Below are 15,911 nucleotides of genomic sequence, written 5' to 3'. Positions count from 1 at the left end.
GCTCAGCCCGGTCGGCTCAGCCCGCGGCGACCAGGCCGACCGCGACGACGGAGTCCGCCGCCGCCGTCACGCCGACGTCCACGGCACCGGCCGGGACCTCGAACGGGTCGCTGTCCGCCATCGTCGACCCGCCCTGGAAGACCGGGACGCACGGCGCCTGGTACGACGTGAGCTCGGTACCGTCGGCGGCGGCGGCGACGGTGACGGTGACCGGGCCGCCGTCCGACGACGTGCACACGACGCGGAGCAGGTACGGGCCCGCCGGCACGTCGGCCACCTGGCCGACCTCGCTCTCGCCCGCGTCGAGCGGGGCCGCGAACGCCTCCGTGGACTCGCCGGCGGAGGCCAGCGCCTCCTGCTGCTGCTCCACGGTCGGCAGCTCCGTCTGACCGCGCCCCGGGACGGTCGGGGCAGCGATCTGCCCGTCGCTCGCCGACGCGCTCGGCTCCGGCTCGGGGGTCGTGCCCTCGGAGCACGCGGCCACAGTGAGCAGCAGCAGGACGGGGAGCGCGAGACGCCGTCGAGATCGCATGGCCGGGACCGTAGCGCAGCGGGCCCGGCCGCCGTCAGGGGCGTCCACCAGGAGGACGAACCGGGAGGAACCGGGAGACCGTCGCCGGCTCACAGGTCGACGGTCGCGTTCTCGCCGCCGTCGTACGCCGTGCCCGTGACCTTGGCCTTCACGAGGCTCAGCACGGTCGCCAGACGCCCGCCCGGGCTGTCCCAGTACTCGGCCGTCTCGGCCCGCAGCCGCACGAGGCACAGCTCCGGGGTCGTCGGTCCGTCGGGGAACCACGCCGCCGCCACGGGGTTCCACAGCTCGTCGATGCGGGCCTGGTCCCTTACCACGTCCGCCGTGCCGGAGATCGACAGCCACGACGACGACCCGGAGAACGCGGCGTTGGCGGGCGAGCCCGCCCGGATCTCCGCGACCTTGTGGCTGTCGAGGGTCGTGAAGAACCACAGGTCCCCGTCGAACTCGGTGTCCTGGACCCCCATCGGCCGGCTGACGAGCGCGCCGGACGCGTCCTGCGTCGTCAGCATGGCCAGGTGGTGGTCCCCCAGCAGCTCGCGGACCTTGGCCAGGGCCTCGTCGCGCGTCGGGCCGTCCTCGGGCTCCGGGCTGTGGCCGGGCGTCAGCGAAGGGCCGGGCGTCGGGGTGCTGCCCGACCACGGGGTGCTGCCGGTCGTCCCCGGGAGGTCCTGGCCCTGCGGTGTGGTGGTCATCTCGCCTCCGTCCACCGTCGGGCGGGCGCCCGTCCGGTCAGGCCACGCTAGGAACGCGGGCGCCCGCGCGCATCCCGGAGGGGACCTCGACGAGCCGGGCCGGGCCGGGCGGTCAGCGCGCGGCGAGGGCGGCGAGCGTCGCGGCGCTCCGGCGCGAGTCCCCCACCAGGGCGAGCGCGACCGCGTCGACACCCGTACGGGCCGCCAGCGCCGCCGCGTCCGCGACCAGGACCTCCGGGGGCGCCACCAACCACGTCGCCGACGGGGACCAGGTCAGCGCCGCGAAGGCCTCCGCGTAGGCGACGGCGGCCCGGCGACGGGCGGCGTCCGCGGCGTCGGCCGCGACGACGGCCTCGACCTCGAGGACGACCCGCACGTCACCGCGGTCACGGCCGACCGCGCGCACCTCGTCCTCCAGCACCTCGACGAGCGCACGGACGGCGGACGGGGTCGGCACCGCGGCGGAGTGGACGACGCGCACGACGTCGGCCCGCGCGGCCGCGAGCGCGAGCGTCGTCGGGTCGAGCGAGTCGGCGTCGAGCAGGAACTCCGCGACCTCCCGGTCGGGCACGGTCGGCGCGACCTCGACGGCCGGGACGCGACGGACCTGCGACGCGCCGGTGTCCGAGGCGGCGACGGGTGGGGCGGGCACGGGCGAGGCGGGTGCCGCCGCGGCCCGGGCAGGTGCGGTGGCGGTGGCGGTGGCGGTGGATGCGGCGCGAGCGGACGACGGTCGGGCGGAGGTCGCACGGACGGTGGTCGCACGGACATGCGCGAGAACGGGCTGAGCCACGGGGAGGTCCTCGAGGTCGAACGGGGTGCGCAGCGAGGGCGGAGCCGCAGGCGCGCGGGGTCGTCAGCTCAGCGACAACACACCCGGACGGAGAACATGCGGGCCACAGTAGCGCCGGTCCTGGGATCGCAACAGCCCCGTCTCCCCCGGCGGACGCGGCGCGAGGGGTCGGCCGGCGGTGGTGCGGGGTGAGCCGGCTGCACGTGCCGCCCAGCAGCTCGGGCGGTTGGATGAGGACGTGACCGAGGACATCGCGCGAGGGGACGTCACCCCGGCGACGCGGCTGGCCGTCTCGTCGGCCGTCGGCGTCGTCGCGGCTGTCGTCACGGTGCGCGCGGTGCCGGACGCCACCATCGTCACCGCGCTGCTGGTCGGGTGGGCCACCGTGGCGACCGTGGCCTCCGCGTGGAGCTGGTCGTTCCTCTGGCCGCTCGACGCCGACCAGACCCGGACCCACGCCACCCGCGAGGAGCCGACCCGCCTCGCGGCCGGCGCGTTCCTGCTGACGGCGTGCGTGATGAGCCTCGTCGGGATCGTCGTGGTGCTCGCCGGCTCGCAGGGGCGCGCCCGCGACGTCGGGATCACCGCCGCGATGGCCGCCGTGATCGCGTCGTGGGTCGCGCTGCAGACGATGTTCACCGTCCGGTACGCGCTCGACTGGTACGCCGAGCCGGTCGGCGGCATCGACTTCCACCAGGACGCACCCCCGCGGTACTCCGACTTCGCGTACCTCGCGATCACGGTGGCGATGAGCTTCGCGACCTCCGACCCGGACATCGTCGACTCCGGGGCCCGGCGCACCGTGCTGGCGCACGCGCTGCTGTCGTACGTGTTCGGCACGTTCCTCGTCGCGCTGCTCGTCAACGTGCTCGCGGGGCTCTGACGGCGCTCACGCCAGCAGGCCGCGCAGGGTCCACGCGTTGCGCACGGCGTTGCCGCCGCCGTCGTTGTTGAAGTACGCCACGACGTCGTGCCCTGCCCCCTCCCACTCCCGCAGCCGGTCGGCCCACCACCGCAGGTCGTCGTCGGAGTAGGAGCCCGCGTACAGGTGGTGGTGGTCCGGGCCGTGCAGCCGCACGTAGACCAGGCGCGACGTGGCGCGCAGCACGCACGGGATGCCCGCCCCGGAGACGACGCAGTACGCGGCCCCGTGCCGCGCGAGCAGGTCGAACACGGCGTCGGTCTGCCACGACGGGTGCCGCAGCTCGACGGCGACCTGCACCCAGTCCGGCAGGCAGCCCAGGAACCAGTCGAGCCGGGCGTCGTCCCGCTGCGCGTCCGGGCGCAGCTGCACCAGCACCGCCTCGCGCCGGCCGCGCAGCTCGTGCCACGCCCGGGCGATGCGCTCGGACCACACCTCGGGCCCGTACAGCCGCCGGGCGTGGGTCAGGCCGCGCGACGCCTTCACCGACATGGTGAACCCCTCGGGCAGCCGCTGGCGCCAGGACGCGAACGACCGGTCGCGGGGCCAACGGTAGAAGCTCGCGTTGAGCTCGACCGTGTCGAACTCCTCGACGTACCGGGCGAGACGCTCGTGCGGCGGCAGCCCCGGGCGGTAGAGGACCCCGTCCCAGTGGTCGTACGACCAGCCGGAGGTCCCGATGCGGATCGTCACCCCCGTACCCTCGCGCGACCGGGCGCGGTCCGCACGGCGGTGCGGGGGCGCCCTGTGGCGGGCACGCGCACGGCGGATACCGTCGAGGCAGCGGCGGGGTGCGCCGCGGACCACGAGGGGGCGGCCATGGCACGCACGACGGGACGGGGCCACGGGCCCGCGACGGCCGGGCGCACCGCACGGCGCGGGGGCCGGCCACGAGCAGGCCGCGCACGGCGCACCCCGGCCACGGCCCTCCTCGTCGGCGCGCTCCTGCTGGTGGCGGCGTGCACGACCGGCACCGAGCCGACCGGTGGGACCACCACCGACGGCGGGTCGACCGCGACGGGCACCCCCGGCACCGGTCACCGGACCGACGGGGCGTGGGCGCTGACGTCCGGCGAGGTCGACGGGGCCGCGCTGACCGTGACCGGCGGCGCGCCGGTGACGCTGCTGGTCGAGGACGGGCGGGTGTCCGGGACGTCCGGCTGCAACACCTACACGGGCGCGGTCGACACGACCGACGGGTGGTCGGTCGGCGACGTCGGCCTGACGCGCATGGCGTGCGAGCCGGCGGTGATGGCGCTGGAGACGGCGTACCTCGACGCCCTGGCCCGGGTGGACGCCGCCGAGCTCACCGACGACGGGCTGGAGCTCACGGGGCCCGACGTCGTGCTCACGTTCGTCGCGGACCCGAACGCCGCCTGACGGACGCCGGCTGCGGGCTCCGGGCGGCGCGGCGGCTCAGAGGTCGCGTGCCAGCCACAGCGAGACGGGAAGCACCGGCCAGGCGTCCGCGGGCGGCGCCACCGGGCGGTAGCCCTGCGACAGGTACAGCTCCAGCGCGGCGGGCTGCCGGATGCCGGTGTCGAGCACGACGCGTGTGGCACCTCGCGCACGGGCGTCGACCTCGACGAGCCCGACGAGGCGCCGCGAGAGCCCTCGACCGCGCGCGGACGGCACCACGTAGACGCGCTTGAGCTCGGCCGTGCCCGGGCCCCAGGACGCCGCGGCGTCGCGGCGCGTCGCGCAGCCCACGGGCTCGCCGTCGCGCCGCAGCAGGAACGTCGTCGAGCCCACCGTGCCCTGGTCGTCGGCGAGCCGTGCGGCCGTGCCTGCCGCGTCGTCCGCGTGCTCGGGGTACAGGGGCGCGAGCTCCTCGACCATCGCCCGGCGCAGCGCGACCGCGTCGGGGTGCTCCCAGTCGACCCGCTCGACGCTCACGCGTGGCAGCAGGCGCTTGGCGAAGCAGCGGGACTCGACGACGCCCACGTACTCGCCGTAGCTCTCCACGGGCCGGTACCCGGCGGCCAGGTACAGGCCGATGGCCTCCGGCTGCAGCACGCCGGTCTCGAGCACGAGCCGGTCCAGCCCGCGCCGGGCGGCCTCCTCCTCGAGCGCGGTCAGGACGCGCGGCGACAGCCCTCGGCCGCGGTGCTCCGGGCGGACGTACATCCGCTTCAGCTCGCCCGTGCCGGGGCCGAGCTCGTCGGACGCGTCACGGAGCGCACCGCAGGCCACGGCCTCACCGTCGACGCGCAGCACGACCATCGCGACGATCGAGTCGCCGGTCATCGCGTGCCCGATGTCGTCGTCGCCGTACCGTGCCCGCAGCTCGGCCTGCTGGGCCGTGCGCAGCGTGGTGGCGTCCGGGTCGTCCCAGGCGACGAGCTCGAGACGCACGTCGCCGCGGGTGCGCGTGGCCACCGGGGTCAGGAGACGAGCGCCTGCAGGACGGACGTGAAGAACCGCAGCCCGTCGGTGCCGCTGCGCGGACCGGCCGGGCCGTCGGGACCGAAGCCCGCCTCGACGGCGTGCTCGGGGTGCGGCATCAGGCCCACGACGTTGCCGGCCGCGTTGGTGATGCCGGCGATGTCCCGGCGCGACCCGTTGGGGTTCTGCCCGACGTACCGGAACACGACGCGCCCCTCGCCCTCGAGCTCGTCGAGGGTGCGCTCGTCGGCGACGTACTGGCCGTCCTGGTTCTTCAGCGGGATCGTGATCCGCTCGCCCCGCGCGTACGCGCGCGTCCACGCGGTGTCGGCGTTCTCGACGGCCAGCACCTGCTCGCGGCAGACGAAGTGCAGGTGGTCGTTCTTGATCATCGACCCGGGCAGCAGGTGCGCCTCGGTGAGGACCTGGAAGCCGTTGCAGATGCCGAGGACCGGCAGGCCCGTGGCGGCCGCGTCGACGATCTCGCCCATGACCGGCGCGAACCGGCTGATCGCGCCGGCGCGCAGGTAGTCGCCGTACGAGAACCCCCCGGGCAGCACGACCGCGTCGACGCCCTTGAGGTCGGCGTCCGCGTGCCACAGCGCGACGGGCTCGCCGCCGGCCAGGCGCACCGCGCGCGCGGCGTCCCGGTCGTCCAGCGTGCCGGGGAACGTGACGACGCCGATGCGACCCATCAGGCCAGACCCTGCGAGACCACCGTCGCGGCCGCGTCGGCCTCGATGTCGGCCACGCGCACGACGTCCTCGATGACCGGGTTCGACAGCACCTGCTCGGCCGCGGCCGCGGCCGCCTCGAGGACCTCGGGCGTCACCGGCCCGTCGACCTCGAGCTCGAACCGCTTGCCCTGACGGACGGACGTGAACTGGCCGAACCCGAGCCGCGGCAGCGCGTTCGCGACGGCCTTGCCCTGCGGGTCGAGGATCTCGGGCTTCGGCATGACATCGACGACGACTCGTCCCACGGGTGCTCCCTGGTTCACGACGTACGGGTTCGGGCCGATCCTACGGGCACGCCCGCACGCCGCGGGGCGGCGTCCACCACGCAGGCGAGGGCCGGGCGGCCGCGCCACCGGGACCGCCGGGCGACCCCGCCGGGCAGGGGCTACGGGCAGGGGCTACAGGGCGGCGTGGGCCCAGGTGCCGGCGACCAGGGTGCCCGTGACGCGGACGTCGCGGACCGCACCCGGCGTCGCCGCGAGCGCCACGGGGTCGTCGTCGAGGACCACGAGGTCCGCCGGGTCGCCGGTGCGCAGGCCCAGCGGGCGGCCGTCGACGGACGACGCCAGCGCCGTCGTGACGTCGACCGCCTGCTCCGGGTGCCACGACGGCCGGTCGTCGCCGGTGCGCCACACCGCCGCGTCGATCGCGAGCCACGGGTCCAGCGGCGCGACCGGGGCGTCGGAGCCCAGGGCGAGCGGGACCCCGGCGGCGTGCAGGTCCGCGAACGGGAAGGCGCGGTCGGTGCGGCCCGCCCAGTGCCGGTCGGCGACGTCGCGGTCGTCGGGCAGGTGGGCCGGCTGGACGCTCGCCGTGAGCCCGAGCGCGGCGAACCGCGGGACGTCCGCGGGGTCCAGCAGCTGGGCGTGCTCGACCGACCCGCGCGCACCGGTCGCGGCGAACGCGTCGAGCACCAGCGTGTTCGCGGCGTCCCCGATCGCGTGCACGGCGCAGCGCAGGCCGTGCGCGTGGGCGTGCCGCAGCAGCGGCACCAGCTCGTCGGCCGGCACGGTGAGCACGCCGCGCGCCAGCGGCCCCTCGACGCCCGGGTAGGGGTCGTGGCACCAGGCGGTGCGGGTGTTGAGCGAGCCGTCGACGATGACCTTCAGCGGCCCCTGCGTGACGCGCGGCCCCGCCAGCCGGTCACCGGTGTGCAGGTCCTCGGCCACCACGCGGTCCAGGTACGGCTGCCACACGCCGGCGCGCACGCGCACCACCGGGTCGCCCGACGCCGCCCGGCGCCGCCAGGCCGTGACGTTGTCCGCGATCTCCAGGTCCACCACGCCGACGACGCCCCGGGCGGCCGCGGCGCGCAGCGCGTCCGCGACCAGCGCGTCCTGCACGTCGTCGGGCACGTGGTCGAGCGCCCCCATGAGCGGCATCCACTCGGCCTCCCGCAGGACCCCCGTCGGGTGCGCGGTCACGCCGAACAGCCGCAGACCCGCGCTCGACACCCACGCGCAGTGCAGGTCCCCCGAGACGAGCACGACCGGCACGTCGCCGGCGACGGCGTCCAGCAGCGCGGCGGACGGCACGTCGGGCCACGTCCCGTCGCGGAACCCGATGCCGACCAGGGGGCGGCCCGCGGGCGGCGGCTGCGTGCGCAGCCGCTCGGCGACGAGCCCCACCACCTGCGCGGCCGACCCCGCGCCGGACACGTCGAGCCGCCCCCGCGCGAGCGCCCACTGCGTCAGGTGCGTGTGCTGGTCCCACAGGCCGGGCAGCAGCAACCGGCCGTCGAGGTCGACGGCCTCGACGGCCTCGCCGGACAGGTCGACCGCACCGCCGATCGCAGCGACGCGGCCGTCACGGAGCACGACGTCGACGGGCGCCTCCTGCCCGAGCAGGCGCGCGCGTCGCAGGACGAGGGGGTGTGGGACCTCCACCGGACCTCCGGGACGTGGACGGGTGAGCCGCAGGGAGACTACGTCGCCCATCGTGCCTCCACCCCCCGGGCCCGGCGCACGTCGCCCCCCGAGCACCCCGGCGGCCCGCGGCGGACGTGGGTACCGTGGTCGGGGTCCGGTGGTCCGCTCGGGGGCAGGGGTGGCTGATGGGGTACGACCCGACGTTCCTGGGGCCGCTGGTCCCGCTGCCCCGCGCGCCGCAGGAGGTGCGCGAGCTCCCCGCCACGCACTTCACGGTGCTGCTGGACCCGGCCCGTCGGCTGGCCGCGGCCACGGCCGTCAACATCGACGGGGTCGCGCTGCTCGACGTCCCGCGCGACGACGACTGGCGCCTCGACGAGCGCGTCCCGCTGCAGGAGCAGACGGGCCCGGAGCTGTACGCCCGCAACGACCTGGACCGTGGGCACCTGGTGCGGCGGCGCGACCCGGTGTGGGGCACCCCGGGGGAGGCGGCGCAGGCGAGCCGGGACACGTTCACGTACCCGAACGCGGCGCCGCAGGCCTCGGGGTTCAACCAGAGCCGCGAGCTGTGGCTGGGCCTGGAGGACCACCTGCTGGAGCACGCCCGCGCGCAGCGGCTGCGGCTGTCGGTGCTCACCGGCCCGGTCCTCGCCGGGGACGACCCGGAGTACCGGGGCGTCCAGCTCCCCCGCCGCTTCTGGAAGGTCGCCGCGTGGTCGCTCGACGCGGGGCGGCGCCTGGCGTCCGCCGCGTTCGTGCTCGACCAGACGCCGCTGCTGCCGGCGACCGAGCTCGCCGCCACCACGCACGCGGCCGCCGAGGCCGACGAGCCGCCGCCGCTCGGGCCGTACCGCACGTACCAGGTGCCGGTCGCCGACGTCGCGGACCTCACCGGCCTCGACCTGGGCCCGCTGCCCGCCGCCGACGTGCTGGCCGTGACCGCCCCGCAGGAGCTGGCCTGGCGGGAGCTGGGTGCCCTGGACGAGGTCCGGCTGGAGGCCACCGCCTGACGGCCGCCCGACCGAGCGGGCCGAGCCGCTGCGGTCAGACGTCCAGCGGTCGGCCCGTCAGCCGCTCGTACGCCTCGACGTAGCGCTCGCGGGTGCGCTCGACGACGTCCGCGGGCAGCGGCGGCGGGGGCGCGTCGGACGCACGGTCCCACCCCGAGGCGGGCGACGTCAGCCAGTCCCGCACGTACTGCTTGTCGAAGCTGGGCTGCGACCGGCCCGGCTCCCACGCGTCGGCGGGCCAGAAGCGCGACGAGTCGGGCGTCAGGACCTCGTCACCGAGCGTGATCGCGCCGGACGTCGGGTCGGTGCCGAACTCGAGCTTCGTGTCCGCGAGGATCACGCCCCGCTCGCGCGCGACCCGCTCGGCACGCGCGTACACGGCCAGCGTCAGGTCGCGCAGCCGCTCGGCCGTCTCGGGTCCCACCGCGTCGACGACCACCGAGAAGCGCACGTTCTCGTCGTGCTCACCGAGCTCGGCCTTGGTCGCGGGCGTGAAGACCGGCTCGGGCAGCCGCGAGCCGTCGACCAGGCCGGCCGGCAGCGCGATGCCCGTGACCTCGCCGTCCACCCGGTACTCCGCGAGGCCGGAACCCGTCAGGTACCCCCGGGCGACGCACTCGACGGGGAACATGTCGAGGCGCCGGCAGACCATCGCCCGGCCCGCGACGGCGTCGGGCACGTCGGTGGACACGACGTGGTTCGGCACCAGGTCCGCGAGCTGCTCGAACCACCACAGGCTCAGCTGCGTGAGGACCGTGCCCTTGCCCGGGATCCCGGGGCTGAGCACGTGGTCGTACGCGGACACCCGGTCCGAGGCCACGACCAGCACGACGTCGCCGTGCTCGTCGCGCAGCGCGACGCCCGCCACCGAGTCGTCGGGCTCGTACAGGTCCCGGACCTTGCCGGAGTACACGTGCCGCCAGCCCGGCAGCGTGACGGTCGGGGCGAGGGGTGCGTGGGTCACGCGCACAGTGTGGCGCGCGGCACCGCCGGTGCGCGACGGACGACCACGTGGTGGTGCGGTCCGTCAGGCCTCCGCGACCGCCAGCGCGATGTCGGTCCGGTGGTGCGAGCCGGCGAGGGCCACCTGGTCGACCGCGACGTACGCGGCGCGGCGGGCCTCGCCGAGGGTCTCCCCCACGCCGACCACCGACAGCACACGCCCACCGTCGGAGACCAGCAGCGGGTCGTTGAGCGGGTTGTCCGGGTTCTCCGGGTCGTCGACCGCCGTGCGCACCGCCGTGCCCGCGTGCAGGACGTGGACGCCCGGCACCGTGTCGGCACCGTCGAGGCCGGTGATCGGGTCACCCGTGCGCACGTCACCCGGGTACCCGGCCGACGCGATCACGACCGTGACCGCCGCGTCGACGCGCCAGTGCAGCGGCTCGAGGGCACCGAGGCGACCCTGCGCCGCCGCCAGCAGGACGCCCGCCAGCGGCGTCGCGAGGCGCGCGAGGACGACCTGCGCCTCCGGGTCGCCGAACCGGGCGTTGAACTCCACGACGCGCACGCCGCGGCTGGTCAGCGCGAGGCCGCAGTACAGGACCCCGACGAACGGCGCGCCACGGCGGGCCATCTCGGCGACCGTGGGCCGCGCGACCTTCTCGACGACCTCGTCGACCAGGCCGTCGGGCGCCCAGGGCAGCGGCGAGTACGCGCCCATGCCGCCGGTGTTGGGGCCCTGGTCGCCGTCCAGCGCACGCTTGAAGTCCTGCGCGGGCACCAGCGGCACGACGTCGGTGCCGTCGCTGAGCACGAAGAGCGAGACCTCGGGGCCGTCGAGGAACTCCTCGACGACCACACGGCCGCCGTCCTTGGCCAGGCACGCGGCGGCGTGCTCGAGCGCCGCGGCGCGGTCGTCGGTCACGACGACGCCCTTGCCGGCGGCGAGCCCGTCCTCCTTGACGACGTGGGGGGCGCCGAACTCGTCCAGCGCGGCGGCGACCTCGTCGAGCGTGGTGGCGACGCGTGCAGCGGCCGTCGGCACGCCGGCGGCGGCCATGACGTCCTTGGCGAACGCCTTGGACCCCTCGAGGCGCGCGGCCTGCGCCGACGGCCCGAACACCGGGATCCCGGCGGCCCGCACCGCGTCGGCGACGCCCGCGACCAGCGGCGCCTCGGGGCCGACGACGACCAGGTCGACGCCGAGCGACGTCGCGAGCGCGGCGACGGCCGTCCCGTCCAGCGGGTCGAGTGCGTGCAACGTCGCGTGCTGCGCGATCCCGGGGTTGCCCGGGGCGGCGTGCACCCCGGTCACCTCCGGGTCGAGGGACAGCGTGCGGGCGAGGGCGTGCTCACGGGCACCGGTGCCGACGACGAGGATCTTCACGGGGCCCGACCCTACCTGCGCGGTGGCCACCGGGCAGCGGCGACCGCACCGGGACGCCGGACGGCGCTGCGCGCCGGTGCGCCTCAGCCCTCGCCGGGCCGTCCGTGGCGCACCGGGAAGACGTCGAGGTGCACGCGCACGCGGCGCGCCCCGTCGGCGCCGTCCTCGCCGCGCGCGTCGCTGAGCTCCTTGTACTCGTCGACCACCTCGAGCACGCGCTCGATGAGGCGGCGGGTCTCGTCCTGCGTGAGGTCGAGGCCGGTGCTGGACATCACCTGCGCCTCCCAGGTGAGGTCGACGTCCTCGACCCAGGCAGCGAGCTCCTGCGACCGCTCCGCGACCATCGCCTGCATCACCGCGTGGGCGGACGACGCCGTGGCCGGGTCGACGAGCAGGTCGGCGCTGTCCATCGTGAACCCGACCGCGCGCCACCAGCGCTCGCGCCCCCCGGTGTGGTCGGGGTCGTCCTCGACGAAGCCGTGCCGCTCGAGCTGGCGCAGGTGGTAGCTGGTCTGGCCGCTCGACTCCCCCAGCGCGCGCCCCAGCATGCTCGCCGTCGCCGGGCCGTCGTTGCGCAGCGCCCGGTACATCGCCATGCGCAGGGGGTGAGCGAACGCCTTGAGGGCGTCGGCGCCGATGCTCGGGCCGCGCAGGGACTTGTCGTCCGTCATGTGCAGAGATACCTTTGCAGAGTCTTCTTTGCATAGAACGCTTTGCAGAGCGTCCTCTCACCCTAGCGAGGTCCCGATGGACAGCACCGCCACCACGACGCCGGACGCACCGCCCGCGCCCCCGCCCGCCGCCGCACCTCCCGCCCCCACCACCGGCGACCGAGGGCTGGGGCCGCGGTTCCGCGCGCTGCTCGTCGCGTCCGGCGCGTCGAACCTCGGCGACGGCATCCTCATGGTCGCCGTCCCGCTCGTCGCCATCGGGTTCACCCGGTCCCCGGGCCAGATCGGGCTGCTCACCGCCGCGACGTGGCTGCCGTGGCTGCTGCTCGGCATCGTCGCCGGCGTCGTCGTCGACCGCACCGACCGACGCCGCGTCCAGGTGGTCGCGCTCACCGCACGGGCCGTCCTGCTCGCCGGCGCGGCCTGGCTCGCCGTCAGCGGCGGCCTGACCCTCACCTGGCTGCTCGCGATCGTCCTCGCCTACGGCACGACCGAGGTCTTCGCCGACCTCGCCGCCAACGCGCTGGTGCCCGACCTCGTCACCACCGAGCAGCTGCCCACCGCCAACGGCCGGATCGTGTCGGTGCAGGAGGTGGCCAACACGTTCCTCGGCTCCCCCGCGTCCGGGGCGCTGCTCGCGCTCGGCACGGGCTGGGCGTTCGGGGCACCGGCAGGGCTGGCGGCCCTCGCCGTCCTCGTCCTGTGGCGCGGGCTGCCGGGCAGCTACAGCCACGCACCCTCGCGCGCGTCCGGCGAGGAGACGCCGGGGGTCGTCCGGCGCGCCCTGGCGGACGTGCGCGACGGTCTCGCGCTCGTCCTGCGGCACCGGGTGCTGCGCCCGCTCGTCCTCGCCGGTGCGCTCGTCAACCTGACCAGCACCGCCTACATCACCGTCTTCGTGCTCTGGGTCGTCGGCCCCGGGTCCCGGGTCGGTGTGCCCGCGACCGTCTACCCGCTGCTGCTCACGCTCGCCGCCGTCGGCGCCGTCCTCGGCTCCGCGCTCGTGGGCCCCGTGCTCGCGCGGACCAGCGAGGTGCGCGCGATGGTGGGCTCCTGGTCGGTCGCGTTCGGCACCCTCGCGCTGCCCGTGCTCGTGCCGCACCCGGTCGCGATCGGCGCGGCCCTGCTGGTCATGGGCACGTTCAGCACGATCGGCAACGTCGTGAGCCAGTCCGTGCGCCAGCGCATCGTCCCGCGCGACATGCTCGGCCGCACGGGCGGCGCCACCCGGACCCTGGTCTTCGGCCTGATGCCCGTCGGCGCCCTGCTCGGCGGTGCCGTCGCCGAGCGCTGGGGCATCGCCACGACGCTCGTGGGAGCCACCGTCGCGGCGCTCGCCGTCGCGGCCGGTCTCGCGGTCGCGATGCGCGGCGTGACGCCGGCGGACCTCGCCGCCCCGCAGCCCGGGACCCGCTGACGTCGCGGCGGGCCGGGCGCGGGGGTGGGCTCAGCCCAGCAGCTCGTGCCGGATGATCGTCGCCTCGCGGCCCGGCCCGACGCCCACCGACGAGATGCGCGTGCCCGACACGTCCTCGAGGTACTGGAGGTACCGCTGCGCGGCCTTGGGCAGGTCGTCGAAGTCGCGCGCGCCGCTGATGTCCTCGGACCACCCGTCGAGGTACTCGTAGACCGGGCGGGCGTGGTGGAAGTCGCTCTGGTCGATCGGCATGTCCTCGACCCGGCGGCCGTCCACGTCGTACGCGACGCAGACCGGGATCCGCTCACGGCCCGTGAGCACGTCGAGCTTGGTGACCACCAGGTCGGTGAGCCCGTTGACCATCGAGGCGTAGCGCACGACGACCGCGTCGTACCAGCCGGTGCGGCGCGGACGGCCCGTCGTGGTGCCGAACTCGCCGCCGGTCTGCCGCAGCCACTCCCCGTCGACGTCCAGCAGCTCGGTCGGGAACGGCCCCTCGCCCACCCGCGTCGTGTAGGCCTTGGCGACCGCGACCACCCGGTCGATGCGGGTCGGACCGACACCCGAGCCCGTGCACGCCCCGCCCGCGGTGCACGCGGACGACGTGACGAAGGGGTACGTGCCGTGGTCGACGTCGAGCATCGTGGCCTGGCCGGCCTCGAACACGAGCGTCCTGCCCTCGTCGAGCGAGCGGTTGAGGAACTGCGGGGTGTCCGCCACGAACGGGCGCAGCCGCTCCGCGTGGCGCAGCAGGTCGTCGAGGGTCTCCTCGACCGTGATCGCGCGCCGGTTGTAGACCTTCACCAGCAGGTGGTTCTTCTGGTCCAGGGCGCCCTCGAGCTTCTGGCGGAGGATGCCCTCGTCGAAGAGGTCCTGGACGCGGATGCCGATGCGGTTGATCTTGTCGGCGTACGTCGGGCCGATGCCCCGGCCCGTCGTGCCGATGCGGCGCTTGCCGAGGAACCGCTCGGCGACCTTGTCCATCGTCCGGTTGTACGGCGCGATGACGTGCGCGGCCGACGACACCAGCAGGCGCGAGGTGTCGACCCCGCGGGCCTCCAGCGCGTCGATCTCCTCGAACAGCACCTCGATGTCGACCACGACACCGTTGGCGATGACCGGGACCACGCCCGGCGTGAGGATCCCCGAGGGCAGCAGGTGCAGGGCGTACTTCTCGCCCTCGATGACGACCGTGTGCCCGGCGTTGTTGCCGCCGTTGAACTTCACGACGACGTCGGTGCGGTCACCGAGCTGGTCGGTCGCCTTCCCCTTGCCCTCGTCACCCCACTGGGCTCCGAGCACCACGACGGCCGGCATGACGATCACCACTCCCAGGCTGCCTGCGGTGCGGCTCAGCCCGCAGACGGGCGCGAGCGGGCTCGCGGCGCGGGTGACCCCAGCACGCGCGGCAGTGAACGCGTACCACCGGGAAGGGTACCGGAGCGCCGCGCGGCCACGGTCGGGACGGGTCCCCGGCCGGTTCCGGGCGGGGACCCGAACAGGCCCGGCCCGCCCGCCGCGGACGGCTCACCGCAGCGCGGCGACCTCCTCGGCCGACGTGCCGCAGTCCCGCAGGAACGTGCGGCAGCGCTCGCCCTCGGCCGTCTCGCCGATCGCGTCCGCGGCGCCTGCGAGCGCGAGCAGCGCCCGCAGGAAGCCCTGGTTCGGTTCGTGCGCGACCGGGACCGGGCCGCGGCCGCGCCAGCCGGCGCCCCGCAGCGCGTCCAGGCCGCGGTGGTAGCCGGTGCGGGCGAAGGCGTAGGCCGTGACGGGGTCGGCCGCGCGCTCCGCGAGCAGCGCCCAGACCAGGGACGACGCGGGCGCCAGGGGCACGACGTCGCGCGGGTCGGTGCCCGCGGCGAGCGCGGCCCGGGCCGTCGCGTCGGCGCCGTCGGCGGGCAGCAGCGTCGGGGGCGGTCCGTCCAGCAGGTTCTCGTGGGTCATGGCGCCAGTGTGCACCGCGGTGCGCGGCGGGAGGTCGCCGGGCACCGCACCGACGACCGGGCACGCTCGGGCGGACCCCGCGGGGCACGACCGGACCGGCCCGGCGAACCGGGACGAGCCGGGCGTGCGCTCGCACGTCGCGGGACCCGCGACTACAGTCGAACGGCCGACCAGTACCCGCCCCCGCGCCCCCCTCCCCGGTCGGTACGGAGCACAGGACCCATGATCGAGATCTCGACATCGTCCACGACCACGACCCTCGTCGTGGCGGGCGACCTCGACCTGGCCGAGCGCGACCAGTTCCCCGAGGTGACGGCGCGCGTCGTCGGGCTGCGCCGTCAGCTGCTCGTCATCGACATGTGCCGGGTGACCTTCATGGACTCCACGGGCGCGGCGTTCCTCATCTCGCTGGCCGACGCGGGGCGTCGACGCGGCGGCGCCACGGTGCTGCGCGGTGCGGCCGACCGGGACCTCTTCGTGCTGGAGATCTGCGGCGCGCTCGAGCTGTTCCGCATCGACGCGGACCACCGCTGCGAGCTGGGCGCCGAGGCGGCCCTGACCCCCGAGGACGCCCCCGCCCCCGCCTGAGCCCGAGCTCGGACCGGCAC

General features: G+C 75.9%; 18 protein-coding genes. 5 read left to right on the top strand and 13 right to left on the bottom strand.

Translation table 11 applies throughout. The features are described from left to right. Window positions 1-16: 16 nt before the first annotated feature. The 3 genes from J1G43_RS05015 to J1G43_RS05005 all read right to left on the bottom strand — a co-directional run bounded on the left by J1G43_RS05015 (window position 17) and on the right by J1G43_RS05005 (window position 1,879). The gene (locus J1G43_RS05015; protein ID WP_207378077.1) at window positions 17-532 is read right to left on the bottom strand and encodes a hypothetical protein; all 516 of its coding nucleotides are present in this window, start codon (window positions 530-532) and stop codon (window positions 17-19) included. An 89-nt stretch (window positions 533-621) separates the two neighbouring features. Further along, the gene (locus tag J1G43_RS05010) at window positions 622-1,227 is read right to left on the bottom strand and encodes a pyridoxamine 5'-phosphate oxidase family protein (protein WP_207370130.1); all 606 of its coding nucleotides are present in this window, start codon (window positions 1,225-1,227) and stop codon (window positions 622-624) included. Between the two features lie 112 nt (window positions 1,228-1,339). Continuing rightward, the gene (locus J1G43_RS05005; protein ID WP_207339323.1) at window positions 1,340-1,879 is read right to left on the bottom strand and encodes a hypothetical protein; all 540 of its coding nucleotides are present in this window, start codon (window positions 1,877-1,879) and stop codon (window positions 1,340-1,342) included. 379 nt (window positions 1,880-2,258) lie between these two features. On the opposite strand from J1G43_RS05005, the gene J1G43_RS05000 reads away from it, so the two are divergent. Then, window positions 2,259-2,903, top strand: coding sequence for a DUF1345 domain-containing protein (locus tag J1G43_RS05000; RefSeq protein WP_207378076.1), 645 nt, complete (start codon window positions 2,259-2,261; stop codon window positions 2,901-2,903). Between the two features lie 6 nt (window positions 2,904-2,909). Here the strand turns inward: J1G43_RS05000 and J1G43_RS04995 are convergent, their stop codons facing one another. Further along, complete coding sequence (locus J1G43_RS04995) at window positions 2,910-3,635, bottom strand: DUF72 domain-containing protein (protein WP_207378075.1); 726 nt, start codon at window positions 3,633-3,635, stop codon at window positions 2,910-2,912. 126 nt (window positions 3,636-3,761) lie between these two features. On the opposite strand from J1G43_RS04995, the gene J1G43_RS04990 reads away from it, so the two are divergent. Then, entirely contained in the window at window positions 3,762-4,322 is a 561-nt protein-coding gene (locus J1G43_RS04990; protein ID WP_207378074.1) for an META domain-containing protein, read from the top strand. A 36-nt stretch (window positions 4,323-4,358) separates the two neighbouring features. Here the strand turns inward: J1G43_RS04990 and J1G43_RS04985 are convergent, their stop codons facing one another. The 4 genes from J1G43_RS04985 to J1G43_RS04970 form a co-directional block, all read right to left on the bottom strand. Next, window positions 4,359-5,321: a GNAT family N-acetyltransferase gene (locus J1G43_RS04985; RefSeq protein ID WP_307859478.1), complete on the bottom strand. Its 963-nt coding sequence runs from the start codon at window positions 5,319-5,321 to the stop codon at window positions 4,359-4,361. Between the two features lie 5 nt (window positions 5,322-5,326). Beyond that, window positions 5,327-6,022: a phosphoribosylformylglycinamidine synthase subunit PurQ gene (purQ, locus tag J1G43_RS04980; RefSeq protein ID WP_207339327.1), complete on the bottom strand. Its 696-nt coding sequence runs from the start codon at window positions 6,020-6,022 to the stop codon at window positions 5,327-5,329. After that, window positions 6,022-6,309 (bottom strand): phosphoribosylformylglycinamidine synthase subunit PurS, encoded by a 288-nt coding sequence (purS, locus tag J1G43_RS04975; RefSeq protein ID WP_207339328.1) that lies wholly within the window; start codon window positions 6,307-6,309, stop codon window positions 6,022-6,024. Before purS ends, purQ begins: the two co-directional genes overlap by 1 nt. Window positions 6,310-6,462: 153 nt before the next feature. Further along, window positions 6,463-7,950 (bottom strand): amidohydrolase, encoded by a 1,488-nt coding sequence (locus J1G43_RS04970; RefSeq protein WP_307859477.1) that lies wholly within the window; start codon window positions 7,948-7,950, stop codon window positions 6,463-6,465. Window positions 7,951-8,117: 167 nt separating this feature from the next. On the opposite strand from J1G43_RS04970, the gene J1G43_RS04965 reads away from it, so the two are divergent. Next, complete coding sequence (locus J1G43_RS04965; RefSeq protein ID WP_207339330.1) at window positions 8,118-8,942, top strand: DNA/RNA non-specific endonuclease; 825 nt, start codon at window positions 8,118-8,120, stop codon at window positions 8,940-8,942. A gap of 34 nt (window positions 8,943-8,976) precedes the next feature. Here J1G43_RS04965 and J1G43_RS04960 read toward each other — a convergent pair whose 3' ends face one another. The 3 genes from J1G43_RS04960 to J1G43_RS04950 form a co-directional block, all read right to left on the bottom strand. Next, a complete protein-coding gene (locus tag J1G43_RS04960) occupies window positions 8,977-9,912 on the bottom strand; it encodes a phosphoribosylaminoimidazolesuccinocarboxamide synthase (RefSeq protein ID WP_372434846.1) in 936 nt (311 codons plus the stop codon). 57 nt (window positions 9,913-9,969) lie between these two features. After that, window positions 9,970-11,271 (bottom strand): phosphoribosylamine--glycine ligase, encoded by a 1,302-nt coding sequence (purD, locus tag J1G43_RS04955; protein WP_207378072.1) that lies wholly within the window; start codon window positions 11,269-11,271, stop codon window positions 9,970-9,972. A gap of 83 nt (window positions 11,272-11,354) precedes the next feature. Continuing rightward, a complete protein-coding gene (locus tag J1G43_RS04950; protein WP_207378071.1) occupies window positions 11,355-11,942 on the bottom strand; it encodes a helix-turn-helix domain-containing protein in 588 nt (195 codons plus the stop codon). 76 nt (window positions 11,943-12,018) lie between these two features. Between J1G43_RS04950 and J1G43_RS04945 the strand changes: the two genes are divergently transcribed. Beyond that, complete coding sequence (locus tag J1G43_RS04945) at window positions 12,019-13,359, top strand: MFS transporter (protein ID WP_207370124.1); 1,341 nt, start codon at window positions 12,019-12,021, stop codon at window positions 13,357-13,359. Window positions 13,360-13,389: 30 nt separating this feature from the next. On the opposite strand, the gene J1G43_RS04940 is transcribed toward J1G43_RS04945, so the two are convergent. Continuing rightward, window positions 13,390-14,676, bottom strand: coding sequence for an adenylosuccinate synthase (locus J1G43_RS04940; protein WP_207339881.1), 1,287 nt, complete (start codon window positions 14,674-14,676; stop codon window positions 13,390-13,392). A gap of 210 nt (window positions 14,677-14,886) precedes the next feature. After that, a complete protein-coding gene (locus J1G43_RS04935; RefSeq protein ID WP_207339333.1) occupies window positions 14,887-15,303 on the bottom strand; it encodes a DUF3151 domain-containing protein in 417 nt (138 codons plus the stop codon). Between the two features lie 222 nt (window positions 15,304-15,525). Between J1G43_RS04935 and J1G43_RS04930 the strand changes: the two genes are divergently transcribed. Next, window positions 15,526-15,891, top strand: coding sequence for an STAS domain-containing protein (locus J1G43_RS04930; protein ID WP_207339334.1), 366 nt, complete (start codon window positions 15,526-15,528; stop codon window positions 15,889-15,891). Window positions 15,892-15,911: the final 20 nt, after the last annotated feature.

The organism is Cellulomonas sp. zg-ZUI22, assembly GCF_017353535.1.
Lineage (GTDB): Bacteria > Actinomycetota > Actinomycetes > Actinomycetales > Cellulomonadaceae > Cellulomonas > Cellulomonas wangleii.
This window is presented reverse-complemented; position numbering and strand designations above follow the sequence as displayed.